General features: G+C 46.8%; 19 protein-coding genes. 6 read left to right on the top strand and 13 right to left on the bottom strand.

The features are described 5' to 3' along the window. Positions 1–41 precede the first annotated feature (41 nt). On the bottom strand, positions 42–782 hold the full coding sequence (locus R8N46_RS20130) for an amino acid ABC transporter permease (RefSeq protein WP_005383852.1): 741 nt from the start codon (positions 780–782) through the stop codon (positions 42–44). A gap of 115 nt (positions 783–897) precedes the next feature. Here R8N46_RS20130 and R8N46_RS20125 point away from each other — a divergent pair, with 115 nt between their 5' ends. Then, positions 898–1674 carry a transporter substrate-binding domain-containing protein gene (locus R8N46_RS20125; protein WP_017821564.1) on the top strand — a complete coding sequence of 259 codons (777 nt, stop codon included), beginning with the start codon at positions 898–900 and terminating at the stop codon, positions 1672–1674. A gap of 44 nt (positions 1675–1718) precedes the next feature. On the opposite strand, the gene punC is transcribed toward R8N46_RS20125, so the two are convergent. Continuing rightward, positions 1719–2924, bottom strand: a complete 1206-nt coding sequence (gene punC, locus R8N46_RS20120; protein WP_005378946.1) for a purine nucleoside transporter PunC — start codon at positions 2922–2924, stop codon at positions 1719–1721. A 152-nt stretch (positions 2925–3076) separates the two neighbouring features. On the opposite strand from punC, the gene punR reads away from it, so the two are divergent. After that, a complete protein-coding gene (punR, locus tag R8N46_RS20115) occupies positions 3077–3979 on the top strand; it encodes a DNA-binding transcriptional activator PunR (RefSeq protein ID WP_017821565.1) in 903 nt (300 codons plus the stop codon). 54 nt (positions 3980–4033) lie between these two features. Here the strand turns inward: punR and ilvA are convergent, their stop codons facing one another. The 5 genes from ilvA to ilvG are packed head-to-tail and all read right to left on the bottom strand — an operon-like array spanning position 4034 to position 10332. Further along, positions 4034–5581, bottom strand: a complete 1548-nt coding sequence (gene ilvA / locus R8N46_RS20110) for a threonine ammonia-lyase, biosynthetic (RefSeq protein WP_017635600.1) — start codon at positions 5579–5581, stop codon at positions 4034–4036. A 2-nt stretch (positions 5582–5583) separates the two neighbouring features. Further along, positions 5584–7425, bottom strand: a complete 1842-nt coding sequence (gene ilvD / locus R8N46_RS20105) for a dihydroxy-acid dehydratase (protein WP_005383859.1) — start codon at positions 7423–7425, stop codon at positions 5584–5586. 13 nt (positions 7426–7438) lie between these two features. Beyond that, positions 7439–8377, bottom strand: coding sequence for a branched-chain-amino-acid transaminase (gene ilvE, locus R8N46_RS20100; protein WP_005378953.1), 939 nt, complete (start codon positions 8375–8377; stop codon positions 7439–7441). Positions 8378–8389: 12 nt separating this feature from the next. Further along, the gene (ilvM, locus tag R8N46_RS20095) at positions 8390–8674 is read right to left on the bottom strand and encodes an acetolactate synthase 2 small subunit (protein ID WP_005378958.1); all 285 of its coding nucleotides are present in this window, start codon (positions 8672–8674) and stop codon (positions 8390–8392) included. Between the two features lie 11 nt (positions 8675–8685). Next, complete coding sequence (gene ilvG, locus R8N46_RS20090; protein WP_005378960.1) at positions 8686–10332, bottom strand: acetolactate synthase 2 catalytic subunit; 1647 nt, start codon at positions 10330–10332, stop codon at positions 8686–8688. A 464-nt stretch (positions 10333–10796) separates the two neighbouring features. Here ilvG and R8N46_RS20085 point away from each other — a divergent pair, with 464 nt between their 5' ends. Further along, on the top strand, positions 10797–12320 hold the full coding sequence (locus tag R8N46_RS20085; RefSeq protein ID WP_115386379.1) for a YifB family Mg chelatase-like AAA ATPase: 1524 nt from the start codon (positions 10797–10799) through the stop codon (positions 12318–12320). A 55-nt stretch (positions 12321–12375) separates the two neighbouring features. On the opposite strand, the gene R8N46_RS20080 is transcribed toward R8N46_RS20085, so the two are convergent. Then, positions 12376–13332 carry a DUF2860 domain-containing protein gene (locus R8N46_RS20080; RefSeq protein ID WP_005379034.1) on the bottom strand — a complete coding sequence of 319 codons (957 nt, stop codon included), beginning with the start codon at positions 13330–13332 and terminating at the stop codon, positions 12376–12378. Between the two features lie 149 nt (positions 13333–13481). Between R8N46_RS20080 and R8N46_RS20075 the strand changes: the two genes are divergently transcribed. Then, a complete protein-coding gene (locus tag R8N46_RS20075; RefSeq protein ID WP_017821568.1) occupies positions 13482–14360 on the top strand; it encodes an acyltransferase in 879 nt (292 codons plus the stop codon). Positions 14361–14406: 46 nt separating this feature from the next. On the opposite strand, the gene R8N46_RS20070 is transcribed toward R8N46_RS20075, so the two are convergent. The 5 genes from R8N46_RS20070 to R8N46_RS20050 all read right to left on the bottom strand — a co-directional run bounded on the left by R8N46_RS20070 (position 14407) and on the right by R8N46_RS20050 (position 18414). Further along, positions 14407–15009 carry a thiol:disulfide interchange protein DsbA/DsbL gene (locus R8N46_RS20070; protein ID WP_005379036.1) on the bottom strand — a complete coding sequence of 201 codons (603 nt, stop codon included), beginning with the start codon at positions 15007–15009 and terminating at the stop codon, positions 14407–14409. 34 nt (positions 15010–15043) lie between these two features. After that, entirely contained in the window at positions 15044–16030 is a 987-nt protein-coding gene (locus R8N46_RS20065; RefSeq protein ID WP_005379037.1) for a serine/threonine protein kinase, read from the bottom strand. A gap of 53 nt (positions 16031–16083) precedes the next feature. Beyond that, a complete protein-coding gene (gene ccoG / locus R8N46_RS20060; RefSeq protein WP_033906581.1) occupies positions 16084–17505 on the bottom strand; it encodes a cytochrome c oxidase accessory protein CcoG in 1422 nt (473 codons plus the stop codon). Positions 17506–17813: 308 nt separating this feature from the next. Continuing rightward, positions 17814–18080, bottom strand: coding sequence for a YihD family protein (locus tag R8N46_RS20055; RefSeq protein ID WP_005379040.1), 267 nt, complete (start codon positions 18078–18080; stop codon positions 17814–17816). Between the two features lie 166 nt (positions 18081–18246). Further along, a complete protein-coding gene (locus R8N46_RS20050) occupies positions 18247–18414 on the bottom strand; it encodes a hypothetical protein (protein WP_005379043.1) in 168 nt (55 codons plus the stop codon). Positions 18415–18710: 296 nt separating this feature from the next. Here R8N46_RS20050 and R8N46_RS20045 point away from each other — a divergent pair, with 296 nt between their 5' ends. Both R8N46_RS20045 and trhA read left to right on the top strand, forming a co-directional pair. Continuing rightward, a complete protein-coding gene (locus R8N46_RS20045) occupies positions 18711–19517 on the top strand; it encodes a sporulation protein (RefSeq protein ID WP_005379045.1) in 807 nt (268 codons plus the stop codon). Positions 19518–19587: 70 nt separating this feature from the next. After that, complete coding sequence (gene trhA / locus R8N46_RS20040) at positions 19588–20241, top strand: PAQR family membrane homeostasis protein TrhA (protein WP_005379047.1); 654 nt, start codon at positions 19588–19590, stop codon at positions 20239–20241. Positions 20242–20269 lie beyond the last annotated feature (28 nt).

The following is a 20269-nucleotide window of genomic DNA, read 5'->3' as shown; positions in this document are numbered from 1 at the left end:
CAACAAGAGCGGCTTTGTTGTTTCTAGCTCTGGCTTCATCGTTAGTAGCTAGGAATAGCAATACGTTTTTCGAGCCAACGAACGGCTTGAGATACAAATAGGATGAGCAACAAGTACTCCAAAACGAGGAAGGTATAAATTTCTAGGGGTAAGTACTCATTCACCACCAGCTCATTAGCACGGCGAGTGAGATCGCTTAAACCAATCACGCTGACTAAAGAACTCATCTTGAGAATGTAGACAAATTGATTGCCCAGTGGAGGGAGGATTTGTCGAAACGCTTGGGGAAGAATTACCAAGCGCATCTTTTGCCAATAGCTTAAGCCCAAAGACTCAGCTGCTTCATGCTGGCCACGGCTGATAGCTTGTATCCCACCGCGAAACACTTCCGCCATAAACGCACTCTCAGCGATAGTCAGTGCAATAACACCCGCCCAAAAGTGATTGAGTGAGACATCCAATAGCGTAGGCATGCCGTAATACACCCAAAGTAGTAAGACTAAAACTGGCACTGAACGGATCACCTCGACATAAATACGGTTTATCCACTTCAGAGAGGCAGAGTCCGACAGAGCGGGTAACGCAACGATCAGGCCCAAGCTCATCGCAAATAACATACTGAGGAGTGATACCTGAATGGTGTCATTAAACCCAGCGATTAAAAACTTTAGATTGGTGAGCCCTTGATCCGTCGAAGGGTCAAGTACATACCAGCCCCATTGATAATCTGAACAACCAGTGAGTAATAGCAATGAAAATAGCCATAGAGTTCGAAACGTCACATTTACTCCCTGAATTAACTAAAAAACTTCCTTTGTTGCTGCTATGTTATCAGTAGAGCTCTAATAAAGGTTAATTATTAAACCGTATAAGGTCATTATTTTTAAGGGAATAAAAATGAGAAAGATTTTACTAGTGCTAGGAATGTGTTTGCTTGCTGTGACTCAAGTCGCTCACGCTGAAAGCCGTCTTCAATCCATTTTAGACAATGGCGTACTCCGAGTTGGAACGACGGGAGATTGGAATCCGATGACGATGAAAGACCCCGCGACAAACAGTTATCGTGGCTTCGATATCGATGTAACAACAGAACTTGCTAAAGATCTCGGTGTAAAAGTGGAGTATGTGCCCACGGATTGGAAGACGCTAGTTAATGGCATTACCGCCAACAAATACGATATTACTGGCAGCGCATCTCTGAACATGTCGCGCGCGAAAGTAGCTGGATACAGCCAGCCGTATTTCTACCTTGCCTTTGTACCTGTGGTGCAAAAGAAAGATCTCGCCAAATTTTCTGATTGGGCGGATTTTAATAAACCAGAAGTAAAAGTCGCAGCGACGTTAGGTACGGTACAAGAAAAAATGGTGAAAGAGTTCTTCCCGTCTGCTCAGCATATTGTTATTGAAGCGCCAGCGCGCGACTTCCAAGAACTACTAGCTCGCAGGGCCGATGTATCCGTGACGTCCAATGTGGAAGCAGCGACGTTGGTGGATAAGTTTAAACAGTTGGCGATAGTGCCAGTGACCGCACCGCGTAAACCAACCCCAATTGCTATGTTGTTGCCGCAAGACGATCAAGTATGGATTAATTACATCAATCACTGGGTAGAGTTGAAAAAGACTCAAGGCTTTTTTAAGCAGACTGCCAAGAAATGGGGGTTGAAAAGCTTATAAACAGAAAGAGCCGCATTGCGCGGCTCTTTTTATTATCTGAACGATTAAAGTTCGTCTTCACTCACGACTCGGGCGTTGTCAGGAGTCGTAAAGTGCTTGGATAATTCGCGATTCGACAGAATGTATCCCATCCACAGCCCACCCATACAGATGATGATTGCGATGCCAGTAACCATCTGAGCTTGGCTTGCCATTGCGGCTACCAATGCACTTGAGAAGCTACTTACACAGATTTGCAGGCTGTTTTGCAAACCTGCTGCTGTTGCAGGGCTCTGTTGTGCGCTGGCCAGTGCACGGTTTACCACGATTGGGTACAGTGCGCCGTTAGCAACGGCAATCAAACAGAATGGCGCAAGAATAGGCCAAATCGATGACAGCTCCCACTGTGAAGCAATGAAAATCATTAATGCCGCGACACTAAATAGGCCAATCAGTTGGCGCAGAACCTTTTCATCACCAAATTTTCGAACGCCTACTTTACCTAAGTAGCCACCAGCCATAAACGCGATGGTTTGTGGGATAAAGCTCAAACCAATATCTTTTGCTTCGTAGCCCAGTTGCGCCATGATTTCTGGCATCCCAGTTAGGTAAGCAAAGAATGCAGCTGAAGCCGTCGCAAACATAAACACGTTGCCAAGGTATTTTTTAGAACTCAGCAGCGCTTTGATGTCGGCAGACATACTGGTTTGTTTGATTTCTGCTTTCTCGTCTTTTTGTGCCATGGTCGCAAAGACCAAAAAGACGCCAACTAGTGTTAGCGTAATAAAGATACTGTGCCAGCCGAAGTTATCTGCCAACACAACCCCTAATTGAGGTGCTAGTGCTGGTGATAGCGCGACGAGTGGCATGATTGTCGCAAAAATTTGTTGGCTACTGCTTGAGTAGCGCTTAATGACCATAGCCTGCCAGATCACGGCTGGTGCACACACACCGATAGCTTGGATAAAGCGCAGTGTGAGTAGTTGCCATACTTGATCACAGAAAGCCAAACCGAATGACGCGATAGTAAATAGCACCAACCCGGCTGCGAGTGTATTACGATGGCCAAATTTATCGGATGCCAATCCCCACATTAGTTGGCCAATCGCCATACCAACGAGGAATACCGTTAAAGAGAGCGCAATTTGCTCAGGGCCTGTTGCAAAGTCGATTTCCATCGCTTTGAATGCTGGCAGATACATATCGGTAGCAACGAAGCCAAGCATCGATAATGCTGCCAGATAAATGAGCTGTAGTTTTGAGATTTTCATGATTCAACCAGTCAAATTATTTAATCATTTTTTAATCAACATCAGTTGGCGCCAACCCTGATTTATTTACCTTATTATTCTATTTTTCGATTTTGAGAAAATAAAACGCTAAAATTGTTGGTTATCAATCAAATTTTTTGAAAGGTTAAATCATGTTCTCTAAAGCGTCTTTGGAAATGCTGGATACGGTTGCCCGTTTAGGCAGTTTCACCGCTGCGGCTGAGGTATTGCATAAAGTCCCCTCAGCCATCAGCTATGGAGTAAGGCAGGTCGAGCAAGATTTAGATGTGGTGCTGTTTCGACGTTTACCAAGGAAAGTCGAGCTAACTCCAGCGGGTGAACTTTTTATGGCCGAGGCGCGCTCTTTGCTGCGTCAAATGGAAGAGGTGAAAGCACAAACGCGGCGAGCGGCTCAAGGATGGAAAAGCACGTTAAAGCTGACCTTGGATAACGTGGTGAAGTTAGAAAAACTCAAACCTTTGGTGGAAGATTTTTATCGCGAGTTTGAATTTGCTGAATTGCAGATCAATATGGAGGTCTTCAATGGTTCTTGGGAGGCTATAGCACAAGGACGAGCCGATATAGTCGTTGGAGCCACGTCTGCGGTTCCCGTTGGTGGGGATTTTGAAGTCAAAGATATGGGCGTATTAGATTGGGCATTTGTAATGTCACCCGCTCATCCTTGCGTTCGACAACAAGTGCTTACTGAAGAGTTTGTGAGTCAATTTCCGGCGATCTGTCTTGATGATACTTCGAACGTGCTGCCAAAACGCCATACTGGCCATTATCCGCAACAGCGCCGATTATTATTGCCCAATTGGTATAGTGCGATTGAATGTTTAAAAAATGGGGTGGGCGTGGGTTACATGCCACGTCATATTGCAACACCCTTAATCAATGATGGTGTACTGGTGGAGAAGGTCATGCCGGATGATAAACCGCTCAGTCACTGCTGCTTAGTATGGCGCAAAGATGATAATCATAAATTGATCCAGTGGATGGTGGACTATCTTGGGTCGCCTAATCAGCTACATAAAGATTGGTTACAGTCATAAAAAACACCTCGCATTAGCGAGGTGTTTTCATTGATATGTTTAAAATGTGGCGTTTTATGACAAGAAAAACTTATACGATGGGTTGTCTGTCTCGTCTTTGCATTGATAGCCAAGTTCACGTAAATGTGCAGAAAACTGAGCTAAATCGCTTTCATCTAACTCGAAACCACATAAAACACGTCCGTAGTCAGCGCCGTGGTTACGGTAGTTGAACAAGCTGATATTCCAATGAGTACCGAGTGTGCTTAAGAACTTGAGTAGCGCTCCCGGATATTCTGGGAATTCAAAGCTGTAGAGGCGCTCTTTAAGCGGCTTAGACGGCTTACCACCAATCATGTAGCGCACGTGCAGCTTCGCCATTTCATCATCAGACAAATCAACCACTGGGTAGCCACCATCACGTAAGTCGTGAATGATATGTTCTAGCTCTTCCTGACCGCCTTGCAAACGCACACCGACAAAGATATTTGCCAATGCGTCATCGTTGTAGCGGTAGTTAAACTCCGTTACGGCGCGGCCGCCAATGAGGTTACAGAACTCAAAGAAGGCACCTTGACGCTCAGGAATGGTGACGGCAAGCAAACCTTCACGTTTCTCACCAAGCTCGCAACGCTCAGAAACATAACGTAAGCCATGGAAGTTAGTGTTGGCACCAGACAGCACAGTACCTAAATTCTTACCTTGCAGTTTGTTTTGCTCAGCAAACTTCTTCAAACCCGCCAGAGCAAGCGCGCCAGAAGGCTCTGCAATCGCACGGGTGTCTTCAAAGATGTCTTTTACTGCTGCGCAGATTTCATCGCTAGAGACGGCAATATGGCCATCAATGTACTTTTGGCATAGACGGAAAGTCTCTTCGCCAATGCGTTTTACAGCGACGCCATCGGCAAACATGCTGACTTGGTCTAGTACTACTGGCTCACCAGCATCCAAAGCAGCTTTGAGGCATGACGAATCTTCTGGCTCAACTGCAATCACTTTGATTTCTGGCATGAGCTGCTTCACAAGTACCGCAACACCCGCAGCCAAACCGCCACCACCGACAGGGACGAAAATGTAATCAAGGTGACCATTTTGCTGCAGCATTTCCATGCCTATGGTGCCTTGACCTGCAATCACCAGTGGGTGATCGAAAGGAGGGACAAATGTGTACCCATGCAGATCAGAAAGGCGTTCCGCTTCCGCTTTTGCCTCATCGAAGTTGCTGCCGTGCAGCACTACATTGCCACCGAAGCCACGTACCGCATCGACTTTGATGTCTGGTGTGGTTTTAGGCATCACGATGGTGGTTTTGATGCCTAGCTTAGTACCAGAGAGCGCCATGCCTTGAGCGTGGTTACCTGCCGATGCTGCAATGACACCAGCGGCTTTTTGTGCTTCAGATAAACTCGCCACCATGTTGTATGCACCGCGCAATTTGAACGAGTGTACGGGTTGGCGATCTTCACGCTTGATCTGCACGTTATTCCCGATACGTGCAGATAAACGAGGCATTTCTTGCAGTGGCGTCACTGTTGCTACTTCATAAACAGGTGCGCGAAGGATTTGGCGCAGATAATCTGCGCCAGTTTGGTTCACTTGTTTTTCGGGTTGAGCTTCCATCATTGCTAGCCCTCTAGCTTCGACTTGTCTCGTACTGCACCCTTGTCAGCACTGGTTGCCATACTCGCGTACGCTTTGAGTGCAAATGAAACTTCACGTTGGCGGTCAACTGGTTTCCAGCCTAGTTCGTCTTGTTTTGCACGGCGCTCAGCAAGTTCTTGTTCAGACACTTGGAGTGAAATTGAACGGTTTGGAATATCAATTGCAATCATATCGCCTTCTTTTACCAGGCCAATTGCACCGCCGTTTGCTGCTTCAGGAGAGGCGTGGCCGATAGAAAGACCTGATGTGCCGCCAGAGAAACGGCCGTCAGTCAGAAGTGCACACTCTTTGCCAAGGCCCATCGATTTTAGATAAGTGGTTGGGTAAAGCATTTCTTGCATGCCCGGACCACCTTTAGGGCCTTCGTAACGGATAACAACCACGTCGCCAGCTTTTACTTTGCCGCCTAAGATGCCTTCTACGGCGTCTTCTTGGCTTTCGAAAACTACGGCTGGGCCAGTGAATTTATGAATGCTCTCATCCACACCAGCAGTCTTAACGATACAACCATCTAATGCGATGTTGCCTGATAGAACGGCTAGGCCACCTTCTTGGCTAAAGGCATGATCGATAGTACGAATACAGCCTTCCGCACGGTCGTCATCAAGGCGATCCCAGCGGCAATCTTGTGAGAACGCTTGAGTAGTACGAATTCCCGCAGGACCTGCGCGGTAGAACTTAAGTACTTCTTCGTCTTCAGTTTGGATGATGTCGTATTTCGCCAGCTGCTCTTTCATCGAAAGGCCAAGCACGGTGCGCGCATCATTGTGTAGAAGACCTGCACGATCTAACTCACCAAGAATTGCCATGACGCCACCAGCGCGGTGTACGTCTTCCATGTGATATTTCTGGGTAGATGGTGCCACTTTACATAGGTGTGGTACTTGACGTGATAGGCGATCGATATCTTCCATATCGAAATCCACTTCACCTTCTTGCGCCGCGGCAAGTAGGTGCAGAATGGTGTTGGTTGAACCGCCCATTGCGATGTCCAATGCCATTGCGTTTTCGAACGCATCAAACGTAGCGATGTTGCGCGGCAGTGCTGATTCGTCATCTTGCTCGTAGTAACGACGAGTCAGTTCAACGATACGACGGCCTGCATTAAGGAACAGTTGTTCACGGTCAGCGTGCGTTGCCAGCATAGAACCGTTGCCCGGCTGAGAAAGACCCAGGGCTTCTGTTAGACAGTTCATCGAGTTTGCAGTGAACATGCCTGAACACGATCCACACGTTGGACATGCGCTGCGTTCGATCTGCTCGCTTTGCTCATCAGACACTTTTGGATCCGCGCCTTGGATCATCGCATCTACAAGGTCTAGTTTGATGATCTGATCAGAAAGCTTGGTTTTACCCGCTTCCATTGGACCACCAGAAACAAAGATAACCGGGATGTTGAGACGCATAGATGCCATCAACATTCCCGGAGTGATTTTGTCACAGTTAGAGATACATACCATGGCATCGGCACAGTGCGCGTTGACCATGTACTCCACAGAGTCTGCGATAAGTTCGCGTGAAGGCAGTGAGTACAGCATGCCGCCGTGACCCATTGCGATACCATCATCAACCGCGATGGTGTTGAATTCTTTTGCGATGCCGCCGGCTTTTTCGATTTCACGCGCTACAAGCTGGCCCATGTCTTTCAGGTGTACGTGACCCGGAACAAATTGAGTAAACGAGTTTACAACGGCGATGATTGGTTTACCGAAGTCTTCTTCTTTCACACCCGTTGCACGCCACAGTGCTCGTGCACCCGCCATGTTACGACCATGTGTGGTGGTAGCTGATCTATATTTTGGCATTTCCTAATCCTTCTTACTTCTGTTCTGGGTACACATAGTCTAACCAGCCCCACTTATCTTCCGTGGTGCCGTCAAATAGGCCAAAGTAGGCTGCTTGTAGTTCTTTAGTGATAGGGCCGCGCTTACCAGTGCCCACTTCAATCTTGTCGATGGTTGCCACTGGTACAATCTCAGCCGCAGTACCTGTCATGAAGACTTCATCGGCAAGGTAAAGGGCTTCACGAGCAATGTTCGCTTCACGTACTTCGTAGCCTTTATCGCGTGCAATTGTCATGATCGAGTCACGAGTGATGCCCGGTAGAATCGCGCTAGTTGCTGGTGGTGTGGTGATTACGCCATCTTTGATAACGAAGATGTTTTCACCAGCCCCTTCTGATAGGTAACCATCTACGCTTAGCGCAATACCTTCGTCGTAACCGTGACGACGGGCTTCACCACCAACCAGTAGTGAAGATAGGTAGTTACCGCCTGCTTTAGCCGCAGTTGGGATGGTGTTTGGCGCAGCGCGGTTCCAGCTTGAAATCATCGCGTCGACACCTTTTTCTAGCGCTTCTTCGCCTAAGTAAGAGCCCCAAGGAAATGCTGCAATGATTAGATCCATCTCAGTGCCAACTGGTGGGCATACGCCTAAGCCAACATTACCGACAAAACCCAATGGACGAATGTAAGCGCTGTCGAGTTTGTTTTGGCGCAGCGTTTCGCGGGTCGCTTCCATGATTTCTTCTACAGAGAAAGGGATCGGAAAGCGGTAAATCTTGGCAGAATCTTTTAGACGTTGTGCATGCTCACGGTGACGGAAGACAATTGGGCCTTTTGGTGTGTTGTAACAGCGCACGCCTTCAAACACGGATGTACCATAGTGCATTGCGTGAGTCAGAACGTGAACGTTCGCCTCTGCCCATGGAACCATCTCACCATTAAACCAAATGAAATCTGCAGTTTTCGTTGCCATTTGTTGCCTTCCTTATGCACTTACGTGTTGTTGTAAGTTGTGATTTGGCAGTTCATCGTTGCGGATTTTTAGCACCTCAACCTTACGAACGTCCCACAACTTCTCTATTTGATTGATCAAAAACGAGATTGGTCGATCGCTGTCGACGATGATCTCGACGCTGGCTACTTTGCTTTCGTGGTTTTGCGTAGCAGCGACTTGTTTGATCACGAAGCCTCGGTGACGAATCACACGTAGAACGCGCTCCAACAGTACCGGTTTGTCATCGGCTTTGATGTCGAGTAAATATCTGTCCATGCGATTGTCTCCTATGTATTTTCCAACATATCACTGTTTGATGCGCCAGGTGGCACCAATGGCCACACGTTTTCTTCTTCATCAATCAAAACGTGAAGCATGTAAGAAGTTTCACTCGCTAGCATCTCTTTGAGAGCAGGTTCGACTTCTTCTTTCTTGGTGATGGTTTTGCCCGGGATATCGAACGCTTTTGCTAACATCACGAAATCTGGGTTGTCATCAAGAATGGTTTCACTGTGGCGACCGTCAAAGAACAATGACTGCCATTGGCGAACCATGCCAAGACGTTGGTTATTAAGAAGGACAATCTTCACTGGAATCTGACGACGCTTCAGCGTGCCCAATTCCTGAACGTTCATCATAAATGAACCGTCACCTGTAATAAGGATAGACTGATCATCAGGACGTGCGACTGCAGCACCCATCGCCGCTGGCAAGCCAAAGCCCATGGTGCCAAGGCCAGCAGAAGTGATGAAATTTTGTGGTTCGCGTGGCTGGATATGTTGCGCTGCCCACATCTGGTGCTGACCGACGTCGGTCGAGACAATTGAGCTATCTGGCATCATGTCAGACAGCTGTTTAAGCAATAGCGGTGCGTAGATTAACTCGCCCGGGTGGTCGTAACGCCACTTAAAGCCGCTGCGCAGACTTTCACTGTGATGAACCCACGGTGAGATATCTTGAGTCAGCTCTAGCTGAGGAAGAATGGTGTTGATGTCGCCACGTAATGGTGCGTTGGCGTGGCGCAGTTTATGAATCTCCGCAGCATCAATGTCGATATGAATCACTTTCGCATTTGGTGCAAACGTGTCGAGCTTACCCGTCACACGGTCATCAAAGCGCGCGCCAACCACGATCAATAGATCGGCTTCTTGAACCACTAGGTTAGCGGCTTTGGTGCCGTGCATACCCAACATACCAAGATAGTGAGGATCATGGCGTTCAATGGTACCGAGGCCTTTTAATGTGCTAACTGCAGGCATTGGGTTTAAGCGAAGAAATTCGCGTACTGCATCGGTTGCTTTCGCAAGTTGCACGCCACCACCAACATACAACACTGGGCGAGTAGATGCTGCCAGCACATCTTGCGCACGTTTGATATCTTCAGCGCTGACATCTTCGATTGCTGGTGCTATGTATGGAGGAAGAAGGTCTGTAGGTGCTTGAGCGAGTTGAACGTCTTTGGCGATATCGACAATGACAGGACCCGGACGACCGGTTTTTGCGACCTCAAAGGCTTCGGCAAGTGTCGGAGCTAGATCTTCAATTTCAGTCACGAGATAGCTGTGCTTAGTACAGGCTAGGGACATTCCGATCACATCCATTTCTTGGAATGCATCGGTACCGATATGAGAGCTAGCAACCTGGCCTGTGATGGCAACTAGAGGTACGGAGTCAAGGAAAGCGTCGGCAAGGCCGGTAACAAGGTTAGTGGCTCCTGGGCCGGAAGTTGCCATGCACACAGCAACGTCTTGAGTGGAACGAGCCATCCCGATAGCTGCCATAGCGGCCCCTTGCTCGTGACGGCATAGGATGTGTTCCACCCCACCGTCATACAAAGCATCATAGATTGGCATGATGGCCCCGCCGGGGTAGCCAAAAACGGTTTCGATGCCTTGCTGTCTTAAAGCGGCTACGACAAGTTGTGCACCAGTCATCGTAAACCTCCTTTGCTACGTTGTGGCTCGTAGCGATTGCCATATTTATTGCACTTCATGTGCACTCCCATTCTTCCCGTTAAACTGTCCGAGGGTTAGACAGATGACAACTTGTAGTTGTAAAAAAACCCCCGGACTTTTCAGTGCGGGGGTTTTTTGTAATTTGTGGTTACCTTTCGCCCACAATACCCCGCGCGGTGCCAATAATGACCACGATAATCAGGGCTAGCAGTGCGTTGATATGAGCGAAAAGGTTCATCTGTCTGTCGTTCTTTTTTCGTTAAAAAATGTTGTGTAATGTTCTACGAAATTGTTTGCGTCATTAGTGGTATCACACAATTCCGCTGCATGACAAGCAAAAAGTCATTCTTTTTTCACATTAACTCTCAATTGGGACGCGGTATATAACATAACCAACTAGATAAAACATTTGTTTACAGAGTGTTCAAAAAATTGAGGAACGTATGGGGCTGGCAATCATTCATAGTCGAGCAAGCGTCGGGGTGCAAGCGCCATCGGTTAGTGTAGAAGTTCATATCAGCAACGGCATGCCAGGGTTTACCTTAGTAGGCTTGCCAGAGACAACGGTAAAAGAGTCCAAAGATCGCGTACGCAGTGCGATCATTAATTCTAACTTTCAATTTCCTGCTAAGCGGATCACCGTGAACTTGGCTCCGGCAGATCTACCCAAGGAGGGAGGACGTTTTGATCTTCCTATTGCATTGGGAATTTTGGCCGCTTCGGATCAAATCGCGACAGATAAGCTCAAAAACTACGAATTTGTTGGTGAGTTGGCGCTATCTGGTGGTCTAAGACCTGTAAAAGGTGTGCTGCCTGCTGCGCTGGAAGCCAGTAAGATTCAACGTCATTTGGTCGTCCCACATGTGAATGGCGATCAGGCGGCGCTAGTGGGGAAGGAACAACATAAATCGGCCCAATCATTACTGGAAGTATGTGCCGAGCTTTGTGGTCAACATCGACTGAATCTTTTTCAAACGCCTAAGCGAAAAACGATCGAAAAACATGGTCGAGACTTACAAGATATTATTGGCCAACAACAAGGTAAGCGAGCACTGGAGATTGCTGCCGCTGGAAACCACAACTTACTTTTCCTTGGCCCGCCAGGTACTGGAAAAACGATGTTGGCTTCGCGTTTGTGTGACTTATTACCGGAAATGAGTGACGAAGAAGCAATGGAAACCGCTTCGGTGGCATCGTTGACTCAGAGTGAAATTAATGAGCATAACTGGAAGTCGCGTCCGTTTCGTTCTCCGCATCATTCAAGTTCAATGGCGGCATTAGTCGGCGGTGGCTCGGTACCCAGACCAGGGGAGATCTCTTTAGCCCACAACGGGTTATTGTTTCTCGATGAAATGCCCGAATTTGATCGTAAAGTTCTAGACTCGTTACGCGAACCGCTCGAATCTGGCGAGATCATTATCTCTCGAGCGCAAGGTAAAACACGCTTTCCGGCTCGCTTCCAATTAGTAGGAGCCTTGAACCCAAGCCCGACAGGATATTACGAAGGCAATCAAGCGCGCACCAATCCACAAGCTATTTTGCGCTACCTTGGTCGATTATCTGGACCACTGTTAGATCGCTTTGATATGTCTTTAGAAATCCCAGCTTTGCCCAAAGGGACATTAGCAGAAGGTGGTGATCGCGGTGAGCCGACTGCTATCGTAAAAGCGCGTGTGAGCCATGCGCGTAACAATATGCTAAACCGCAGTGGTAAGGTCAATGCACTGCTAGGTAGTCGAGAAATTGAGGCGTTTTGTCCCTTGCATAAGAGTGATGCTGAGTTTCTTGAAACCGCTTTGCACCGTTTAGGACTCTCGATTCGTGCGTATCATCGTATTATCAAAGTGGCGCGAACAATCGCCGATCTGGATGGGGCGGAGCAAATTGAACGAACGCACTTGGCCGAGGCACTTGGGTATCGAGCGATGGACCGTTTGCTGAAACAGCTTACGGCGCAAGCGGTATAGACAGCAAAGTGTCATCGCAACAAGTGTTGTAAGCACCTTGTTGCGATGAAGGGCGTTAGAAGGTGTAGTTGAGACCAAGCGACAATAGGTACTCTTTCTCCTCATAAAACGTGATATTCGAGTCAGTTTGGCTATAGCCGGCTAAAGAAATGAACGACCAGTCTTGCCAGTCAAATACGTTTTGATATTCGTAGGCCGCAAATAGGCTGATGGTGTCGTCATTTCGTGTTTTAGCAAAAGTTTGGCTAGCTGCTTGATAGTCTTTCCATGCATAACCCGCGGTGAGGGCCAATCGATGACGGTTGATAAATTTAAACCAGCTAATGTCAAATCCGTACGAATCAAATGACTCCGCCTTACCGTCGGCATCTTGATTGATGTAGGTGAAAGCGGGTTGCAACATAGATGTTTGGTTGAGTGGAATGCGATAGTCGCCTTTGACATAGTAAAGGTTAGCATCGCGAGCAAGTGAGCGGTCTGTCACTTCCTCCTGCTCGATGTCTTTATCAGCATAAGCAAGATCAAGGTTGAAGTTCTTATCAATCAACCCTTTGATCTGAAAGCGATACGCATTGCCGTCAACATCCGTCTCTTTACGTGCGGTTCCTACTTGATAAGGGTTGCGCCAAGTTTCGCCTTTGAGTACCGTCGGCAGATAGGAAACATCGAGCACGGTGCCAGATTGTAGCTCGTGTTGATAGCCCAACTGAAAAGCGAGTGTACCTACCGCGACATCTGAGCGTGTGGTACCGGCGTAAACTTGGTGGTTGAGTCGGCTACCAAAGGTGTATGTCACACTCCCTAGCGGTGCAGCGATAACGGAACTGTCACTATCGGCACGCTTATCGAGAGAATCGATGGTGTTACTATTTTCTGTATTGAAATTGGATTCTGATGATATGAATCCGGCATTCAGCGAAATTTCACCGCCAAAACCTGCGGTTTCAGCGAGTTGAGCCTGAGCAGAACTGACGACAAAGGCCAAAGGCAAGAGAAGTAGCCTTGGTTTCATTCGTTATCTCCTTGTTGTCGAATGAGTGGTGCACATATTGGTTGCGGTAACAAATCTGACCATTTCCACGCATGTTCCAATGTGGCAAAGGCGCAGTATAATTACACGCTGTTTTATTCTTCACACATTATCACTGTTGTTTGACTATCATGTTGGCATATTTGTTATTTTTTTTTAACGCTTCTTTTGTGATTCTCAATTCTGCGGTTTGTTCACTCGCAATTTGTGTTATCGCAGTATTTAAAATATTGCTTCCTGGCGTAAAGCTAAAAGCGATAGCGACCGTTTGTGCCAATAAGGTGATGTGGTTATGGGCTACCGTTAATGCGTGCATTCTGGCGGTATCTAACCGTGTTGAGTGGGATGTTCAGGGCGGTGAAGCGCTTAAAAAAGACGGGTGGTATCTGCTGATCAGTAATCATCTCAGTTGGACAGATATTGTTGTGCTTTGCTGCGTGTTTAAAGACCGTATTCCCATGCCGAAGTTTTTCCTCAAGCAACAACTGCTGTATGTGCCTTTCATCGGGATGGCGTGTTGGGCGCTCGACATGCCATTTATGCGTCGCTATTCGCGAGAGTATCTGATCCGCAATCCTCATAAGCGAGGTCAAGATTTAGAAACGACACGTCGCTCGTGCGCTAAATTCAAACACACTCCAACCACAGTGGTTAACTATGTCGAAGGAACCCGATTTACCGAAGAAAAGCAGCGTAAGAGTAAAGCAAACTATCAATATTTGCTGCAACCAAAATCGGGCGGGATTGCGTACACGTTAGCGGCGATGGGGGAACAGTTCGAGAGCATTATCGACGTTACGTTGGCGTACCCAGAAAATACGCATAAACCGTTCAAGGATTTATTGATGGGCCGCATGAGCAAGGTGGTTGTGCGTGTAAATGTGTTACCCGTTGATGAAAGAGTGCTTGGTGATTACTTCAACGATAAGCCCTATAAGCGGCAATTTCAACAATGGCTGAGTGATGTGTGGCAAGAAAAAGATCGGTTACTACAAGAGATTTACAAGTAAACAAAAGGGGAGCGACGTGCTCCCCTTTTGATTGATATCGATGTGCTTATTTTAGTGTCAGCAAGTAGTTCACCAGAGAGAAGTACTCATCCATCGTTTTGATGCTTTGTGCTTGAACTAGGTATTTGTTGTTAACGATAACCGCAGGAACGCCGGTTAGACCGCTGTTTTCAAATTGCTTGTCCATACGGCGAACCATTGAATCAACCGCGAAGCCTTTGAATGCAGAATCGAATTTTTTCGCATCTACACCTTCATCAAGGAAGATTTGACGAAGTTCTTCATCATTACGTGGTGCTTTCTTTAGATTGTGGATGCGGTTAAACATCACTGGCACCATTTTGTCTTCCACTTTTAATGCAACCATCGTTGCGTAGGCTTTGCTCATTGATGGGCCCATGTTGCCACCCATGAAAGAAACGTGGTTTTTTAATAGCTTAGTACCTTCTGGTAACTGCTTTTTCAGTTGCTGGATAACAGGTTCAAAGCTATTACAGTGCGGGCAGTAGAAAGAGAAAAACTCCGTCACAAGAGGTTTTTTTGATGCCTCAAGATCCAATACTTTGTAATGTTCACCTTCTTTGAATTGCGCTGCATGTGCCGACAGGCTTAACATCAGCATAGAAAACAGTGCGAACAGTTTTTTCATCGAAATATCTCCATTTTTGAATTTTTGGCCTGACTTACCACTGAGGCATTAAAGACAGCGGTGCTTCTTCTAAAGCGGCGATCTGCTCTTTAAATGCAAGGACCTGACCTTCCCAGTATTTTGGCTCATTAAACCATGGAAAAGCGAGAGGAAATGCAGGGTCATGCCAACGTTTTGCTAGCCATGCCATATAGTGCACCATTCGTAGACCGCGAAGTGGCTCGATTAGTTTCAATTCTGCAGGATTAAAGTCGCAAAACTCTTGGTAAGCCTCTAAAACAATATCCAACTGCATCAGTTTGTCTTGGCGTTCACCGTTCAATAGCATCCATAAGTCTTGTACTGCAGGGCCGTTACGAGCGTCATCCAAATCAACAAACATAGGGCCATCTCGCCACAAAATATTGCCTGGGTGGCAATCGCCATGCAAACGAATCATATTGAAGCCTTCTTGCCAGTGGCTTTCAATTGATTTGATCAGCATATCCAAGTCATTGAAGAAGCTGTTCTCCAAGTGCATTGGAATCATATTGGCGTTTTGCAGAATCTCTCTTGGTTGATACAGGTATTCTTGTAAGCCGATCGTAGGGCGATGTTGGAACGCTTGGCGGCTGCCGACTTTATGGATGCGGCCAAGGAAACGCCCTACACCTTCGAGCTGATCTAAATTGTCAACCTCGTATTGGCGACCACCCACGCTATCAAACAGCGCAAAAGCATAGCCTTGATAGTGATGCAGGGTTTCACCGTTGATGCGCACAGGTGGTGCGACGGGTATCTCATTGCCAATCAGCTCTAAAGTAAAGTCGTGCTCCTCTTGGATCTGTTCATTGCTCCAACGTTCAGGACGGTAAAACTTGACGACATAACGACGACGCTCTTCGTCAGTAAATTGATAAACACGGTTTTCGTAGCTATTGAGGGGAAGAAAGCCTGATTCTGCGCGAACGCCGATGCTTTCTAACGCGTACCACATAAAGTCTGGGGTAAGGGCGTCAAAGTTAAACATACTTTGGGACATATAAACAAAAAGGCTCATTACTGAGCCTTTTTCCGTTAGTCACTGAAGTAGCACTATAGTTTTTTAATAAAACGGCTTTCTACTTCAATGGTGAATTCGTTGCTCTTATCGGTGAGTATAAACTGAATTGTCGTAATCGCAGAGTTTAGCTTGTCAGGATCGGCACCAAGACTCATTGGCAGGTTTAATACCTCACCTGGCTGGACCTGAATTGTCTGCTTACCATACCAGCTTACATCGGATAGCCCTTCAACATCCAACGAGTACTCTTGCACTTGCTGAGTTTTGTTGATCACTTTGAGGGTGTAGGTGTTTTCTACTTCTCCCGAGCTATTAACGCGGAACAGTTGGTTACGGTCGCGAATAACACTCATGCCGGCTGGGTCTACCGCTGCAATTTGGGCAAAGAAAAGACCGACCATGACGAGTAGTACGGCACCATAGCCTAGCAGCTTCGGACGCATGACTTTGGTACTCTTACCCGATAAGCGATGTTCGGTGGTGTAACTAATTAGGCCTTTCTCGTAGCCCATGCGATCCATGGTGTTGTCACACGCATCAATACAGGCGCCACAGTTGATACATTCATACTGCAAGCCGTCACGAATATCGATACCTGTTGGGCACACCTGCACACACAAATCACAATCAATACAATCACCCAAACCAAGCTGCTTTGGATCGGCTTTACGCGGACGTGGGCCACGTTTTTCCCCACGTTTTGCATCGTAGCCAACGATGAAGGTGTCTTTATCAAACATGGCAGACTGGAAGCGCGCGTAAGGACACATGTGAATACACATGATGGAACGCATCCAACCAGCATTACCATAAGTACAAATGGCAAAGAACATTACCCAAAAGACGGGCCAGAAGTTGGCGTTAAAGGTGAAAAAGTCGATAACCAATTGCTTCATTGGCACGAAGTAGCCAACAAAAGTAAAACCAGTGGCGAGTGCAATGGCAAACCAAGCTATATGTTTGACGGTTTTACGCATCGCTAAATTCGCCGTCAGCTTATTGGAGTCTTGTTTGCGGCGTTTATTGGCACTACCTTCCAGCTTCTCTTCAAACCAGATATACATGAAGGTCCAGACGGTTTGTGGGCAGAGATAGCCACACCAAACCCGACCCAAGAAGGTGGTAATAAAGAACAACCCAAACGCCGCGATCACAAACAGCAAGGCGAGTAGGGTAAGATCTTGTGGGTACAGGGTGGTACCGAAAAAGTTGAACTGCTGGTTGCCAATATCAAGCAAGATCGCTTGACGTTCACCGTAAGGAATCCACGGTATCAAAGCGAAGAGAAGCAGTAAGAACCAACCACCGTAACGACGCAGTTTCTGGTAAGTCCCTTTGCTTTCGCGTACATAGATGCGATTACTTGGGTTGAACCGATCCCCGTTTCCTTTATGGGTTTTGGGATTATAGGTTTTAGGAGTCACATCTTTGATATCGATCTTGTCCTGACTCATGCACTCATCCTTCTTAGGCTTTTATAATGTACGGCGTCATTTCTATTGATGTCGCTCGATGACATTGCTGCTCGTTCCGTCATAAAGATGACCGAACATAATTATTTTAGTAAATACTGATGAACGGCGATTATACAATCAATAACAATTCCGTTTCTTTAACGCAGTCAATGTTTAACAACAAAAATCAGTACAGTTAACCTGATAATTGGCTGAACAGTTATAACCAATTGTGGGACTAAAAACTTTGGTTATAAAAAAGCGACTCACAGAGAGAGTCGCTTAAAGAATACTGGCTGTTGAGCTGGTTATTTGATGATGCCACGAGCGCGTAGGATCGCCGTTTTAAAATCGTCCTCTTGGTCTTTTTTGAGTCCAGGGATCATTTCATCTTTGCTGCTATTACGCATTTTAAGGTGGTAGATCAGTACATCGTCGGTCAGATCTTCTAGCTTTCCTTTATAGCCTGCTTCTTTTGCCAGCTTAACGATGAACTGCAAGAGGTTCAGCTCTTGATCTTTATGCCATTCAGGCTCTAGTAGCTCAAGCAGCTCTTCAATGCGATGACACTTCATTTCTTTCTCCACAGAATTTATAGGTGTAATTAGCAGTAAAGGTACCAAATTGCTTTGCTAAGACCAAATAGGAAAAACGATCTCTTTCACTGTAGTTTGTTCTAAGTCTTTGAAGCTTTATGAGTCGCGTGCAAAGAAAAAAGCGCAGCTGGCGCCGCGCTTTTGATTAAGCTGCTTTGATAACTTTGGCCGGAACACTCGACATCATTGCTGTCTTCTCAACCAATGTCATTGCTGGCGCAACTTGCTTTGCCTTTGGTGCAGTAGTAAAGCCACTGCGGCGGCGCATTGCACTAGTATTAGTGTGTGCGAACCTGACTGTTGTTGGGCGCATTAATTTACCTAACTGTCAGGCATATCCATTGCCGATGTAATGGCCTGAATCATTATGAGCTAGGCTCCAACAAGATTGAAGAATCACTCTTCTGGCTCTCGCCAATCCAGTTAATGAGTCAGGAATACCGATATGCATGCATATCAAGTGTAAGATTAGCATCCTTGTAATAATTGGTCGATAGTTGAGCAATTGAATTGTTTAGATTTTGTCATTTTGTCGCGATGTTCGAGGCAATTTTTGTTTGCTCCCACGATCAGCAGTAGTAGTATGAGATCTCGATGAAGGAGGTGCCTATGTCATTTTTGAAGAAGACACTTGCCAGTTTTGGGATTGGGAGCGCGAAGGTCGACTCAATCTTAAACCAAGACGTGCTATACCCAGGTCAAAGTGTGGATGTGTCGATCCATGTATATGGTGGTGCGACTGAACAAGCGATCGACAACATTGATTTAAAACTCTGTTGCCGCTACATCGCAGAAGCCCCTGATGACCGTGGTGCGCGAGAAGGACACAGCATGCGCCGAGTACCTCAAACTCATGTGCTTGCTAAGTGGAGTCTCCCTTACGCATTTACCATCCATTCCGGCGAAGAGCGTACCTTCGATGTTAAGCTCGATGTGCCTTGGAACACGCCTGTCACCATTGGTGATGCCAAAGTATGGTTAGAAACTGGCTTAGACGTTGCTGCTGCTTTGGATCCGACTGATAAAGACATCCTCACCGTTCGACCTGATCCACTGATGGATGCGGTACTATCTGCATTTGAAGCGCAAGGTTTACGAATTCGCCAGGTGGAATGCGAGGAAGTGAAAGGATTCGATCTACCATTTGTGCAAGAGTTTGAACTGGTGCCAACCGACGGACCTTACCACGGCGTGTGGCGCGAATTAGAATTTGTTGCCCACCGCAGTGAGCAAGAGCTCAAGTTGTGGTTTGAAGTTGACCGCACACGCAAGGGGCAAGGTGGCATGCTCGCGAGCTTACTGGGTAGTGGCAAACTCAAGCGAGAGCTGACCATCCCTGCCACGACTAAGCCAGATCAAGTTGGCGAACTGGTACTCAATTATCTCGATCAAACTACTGCCGTTCATGAGTCTTAATTTAAGCTTACACGTGTAAGCCTAATGTGCCATACTAGAGCAAATTTCAAACTCTAGTATAGGCGCATTGATGTCCGAGCTGCAGAAACCTCAATACAGTCAACGTGAAGAACTGGCCAATACCATCACCCACGGTATAGGGATGATTTTTGGTATTGTTGGCTTGATACTGCTGTTAGTTAAAGCCATAGACCATCAAGCTGACACTTTAACGCTTACCAGTATGGCGATTTATGGTGCGAGTATTATCGTGCTATTTTTGGCCTCGACGCTCTATCATGCGATCCCTCATCCCAAAGCGAAACGTTGGCTAAAAACCTTCGACCACTGTGCTATTTATCTTTTGATAGCAGGCAGCTATACCCCTTTCTTGTTAGTCAGCTTAAGAACACCTCTAGCATTTGGGTTGATGATCGTTATTTGGAGCATTGCGTTGATCGGCATCATCATGAAAGTTGCGTTCGTCTATCGATTTAAAAAGCTTTCTTTGATGACGTATTTGGTGATGGGATGGTTATCGTTGATTGTGATTTATCAGTTGGCGATCAACTTGGATGTCGGCGGACTTACACTGCTTGCCGCTGGTGGAATTGTGTATTCACTGGGCGTGATTTTCTACGTTGCGAAGCGCATTCCCTTTAACCATGCGATTTGGCACGGCTTTGTTTTGGCTGGCTGCGTGTGCCATTTCTTTGCTATTTATTACTTTGTTGAGCCTATCTAGCCGATAGGCTCAACAAAGAATATTAAAC

Origin of the sequence: Vibrio sp. 1874, assembly GCF_033344395.1 — a bacterium.
GTDB classification, from domain to species: Bacteria; Pseudomonadota; Gammaproteobacteria; order Enterobacterales; family Vibrionaceae; genus Vibrio; species Vibrio alginolyticus.
This window is presented reverse-complemented; position numbering and strand designations above follow the sequence as displayed.

Excerpts from the sequence above, each read along its gene's own strand:
- R8N46_RS20125 (WP_017821564.1), top strand. The coding sequence starts at position 898 with ATGAGAAAGATTTTACTAGTGCTAGGAATGTGTTTGCTTGCTGTGACT.
- punC (WP_005378946.1), bottom strand. The coding sequence starts at position 2,924 with ATGAAAATCTCAAAACTACAGCTCATTTATCTGGCAGCATTATCGATG.
- punR (WP_017821565.1), top strand. The coding sequence starts at position 3,077 with ATGTTCTCTAAAGCGTCTTTGGAAATGCTGGATACGGTTGCCCGTTTA.
- ilvA (WP_017635600.1), bottom strand. The coding sequence starts at position 5,581 with ATGATGGAAGCTCAACCCGAAAAACAAGTGAACCAAACTGGCGCAGAT.
- ilvD (WP_005383859.1), bottom strand. The coding sequence starts at position 7,425 with ATGCCAAAATATAGATCAGCTACCACCACACATGGTCGTAACATGGCG.
- ilvE (WP_005378953.1), bottom strand. The coding sequence starts at position 8,377 with ATGGCAACGAAAACTGCAGATTTCATTTGGTTTAATGGTGAGATGGTT.
- ilvM (WP_005378958.1), bottom strand. The coding sequence starts at position 8,674 with ATGGACAGATATTTACTCGACATCAAAGCCGATGACAAACCGGTACTG.
- ilvG (WP_005378960.1), bottom strand. The coding sequence starts at position 10,332 with ATGACTGGTGCACAACTTGTCGTAGCCGCTTTAAGACAGCAAGGCATC.
- R8N46_RS20085 (WP_115386379.1), top strand. The coding sequence starts at position 10,797 with ATGGGGCTGGCAATCATTCATAGTCGAGCAAGCGTCGGGGTGCAAGCG.
- R8N46_RS20080 (WP_005379034.1), bottom strand. The coding sequence starts at position 13,332 with ATGAAACCAAGGCTACTTCTCTTGCCTTTGGCCTTTGTCGTCAGTTCT.
- R8N46_RS20075 (WP_017821568.1), top strand. The coding sequence starts at position 13,482 with ATGTTGGCATATTTGTTATTTTTTTTTAACGCTTCTTTTGTGATTCTC.
- R8N46_RS20070 (WP_005379036.1), bottom strand. The coding sequence starts at position 15,009 with ATGAAAAAACTGTTCGCACTGTTTTCTATGCTGATGTTAAGCCTGTCG.
- R8N46_RS20065 (WP_005379037.1), bottom strand. The coding sequence starts at position 16,030 with ATGTCCCAAAGTATGTTTAACTTTGACGCCCTTACCCCAGACTTTATG.
- ccoG (WP_033906581.1), bottom strand. The coding sequence starts at position 17,505 with ATGAGTCAGGACAAGATCGATATCAAAGATGTGACTCCTAAAACCTAT.
- R8N46_RS20055 (WP_005379040.1), bottom strand. The coding sequence starts at position 18,080 with ATGAAGTGTCATCGCATTGAAGAGCTGCTTGAGCTACTAGAGCCTGAA.
- R8N46_RS20050 (WP_005379043.1), bottom strand. The coding sequence starts at position 18,414 with ATGCGCCCAACAACAGTCAGGTTCGCACACACTAATACTAGTGCAATG.
- R8N46_RS20045 (WP_005379045.1), top strand. The coding sequence starts at position 18,711 with ATGTCATTTTTGAAGAAGACACTTGCCAGTTTTGGGATTGGGAGCGCG.
- trhA (WP_005379047.1), top strand. The coding sequence starts at position 19,588 with ATGTCCGAGCTGCAGAAACCTCAATACAGTCAACGTGAAGAACTGGCC.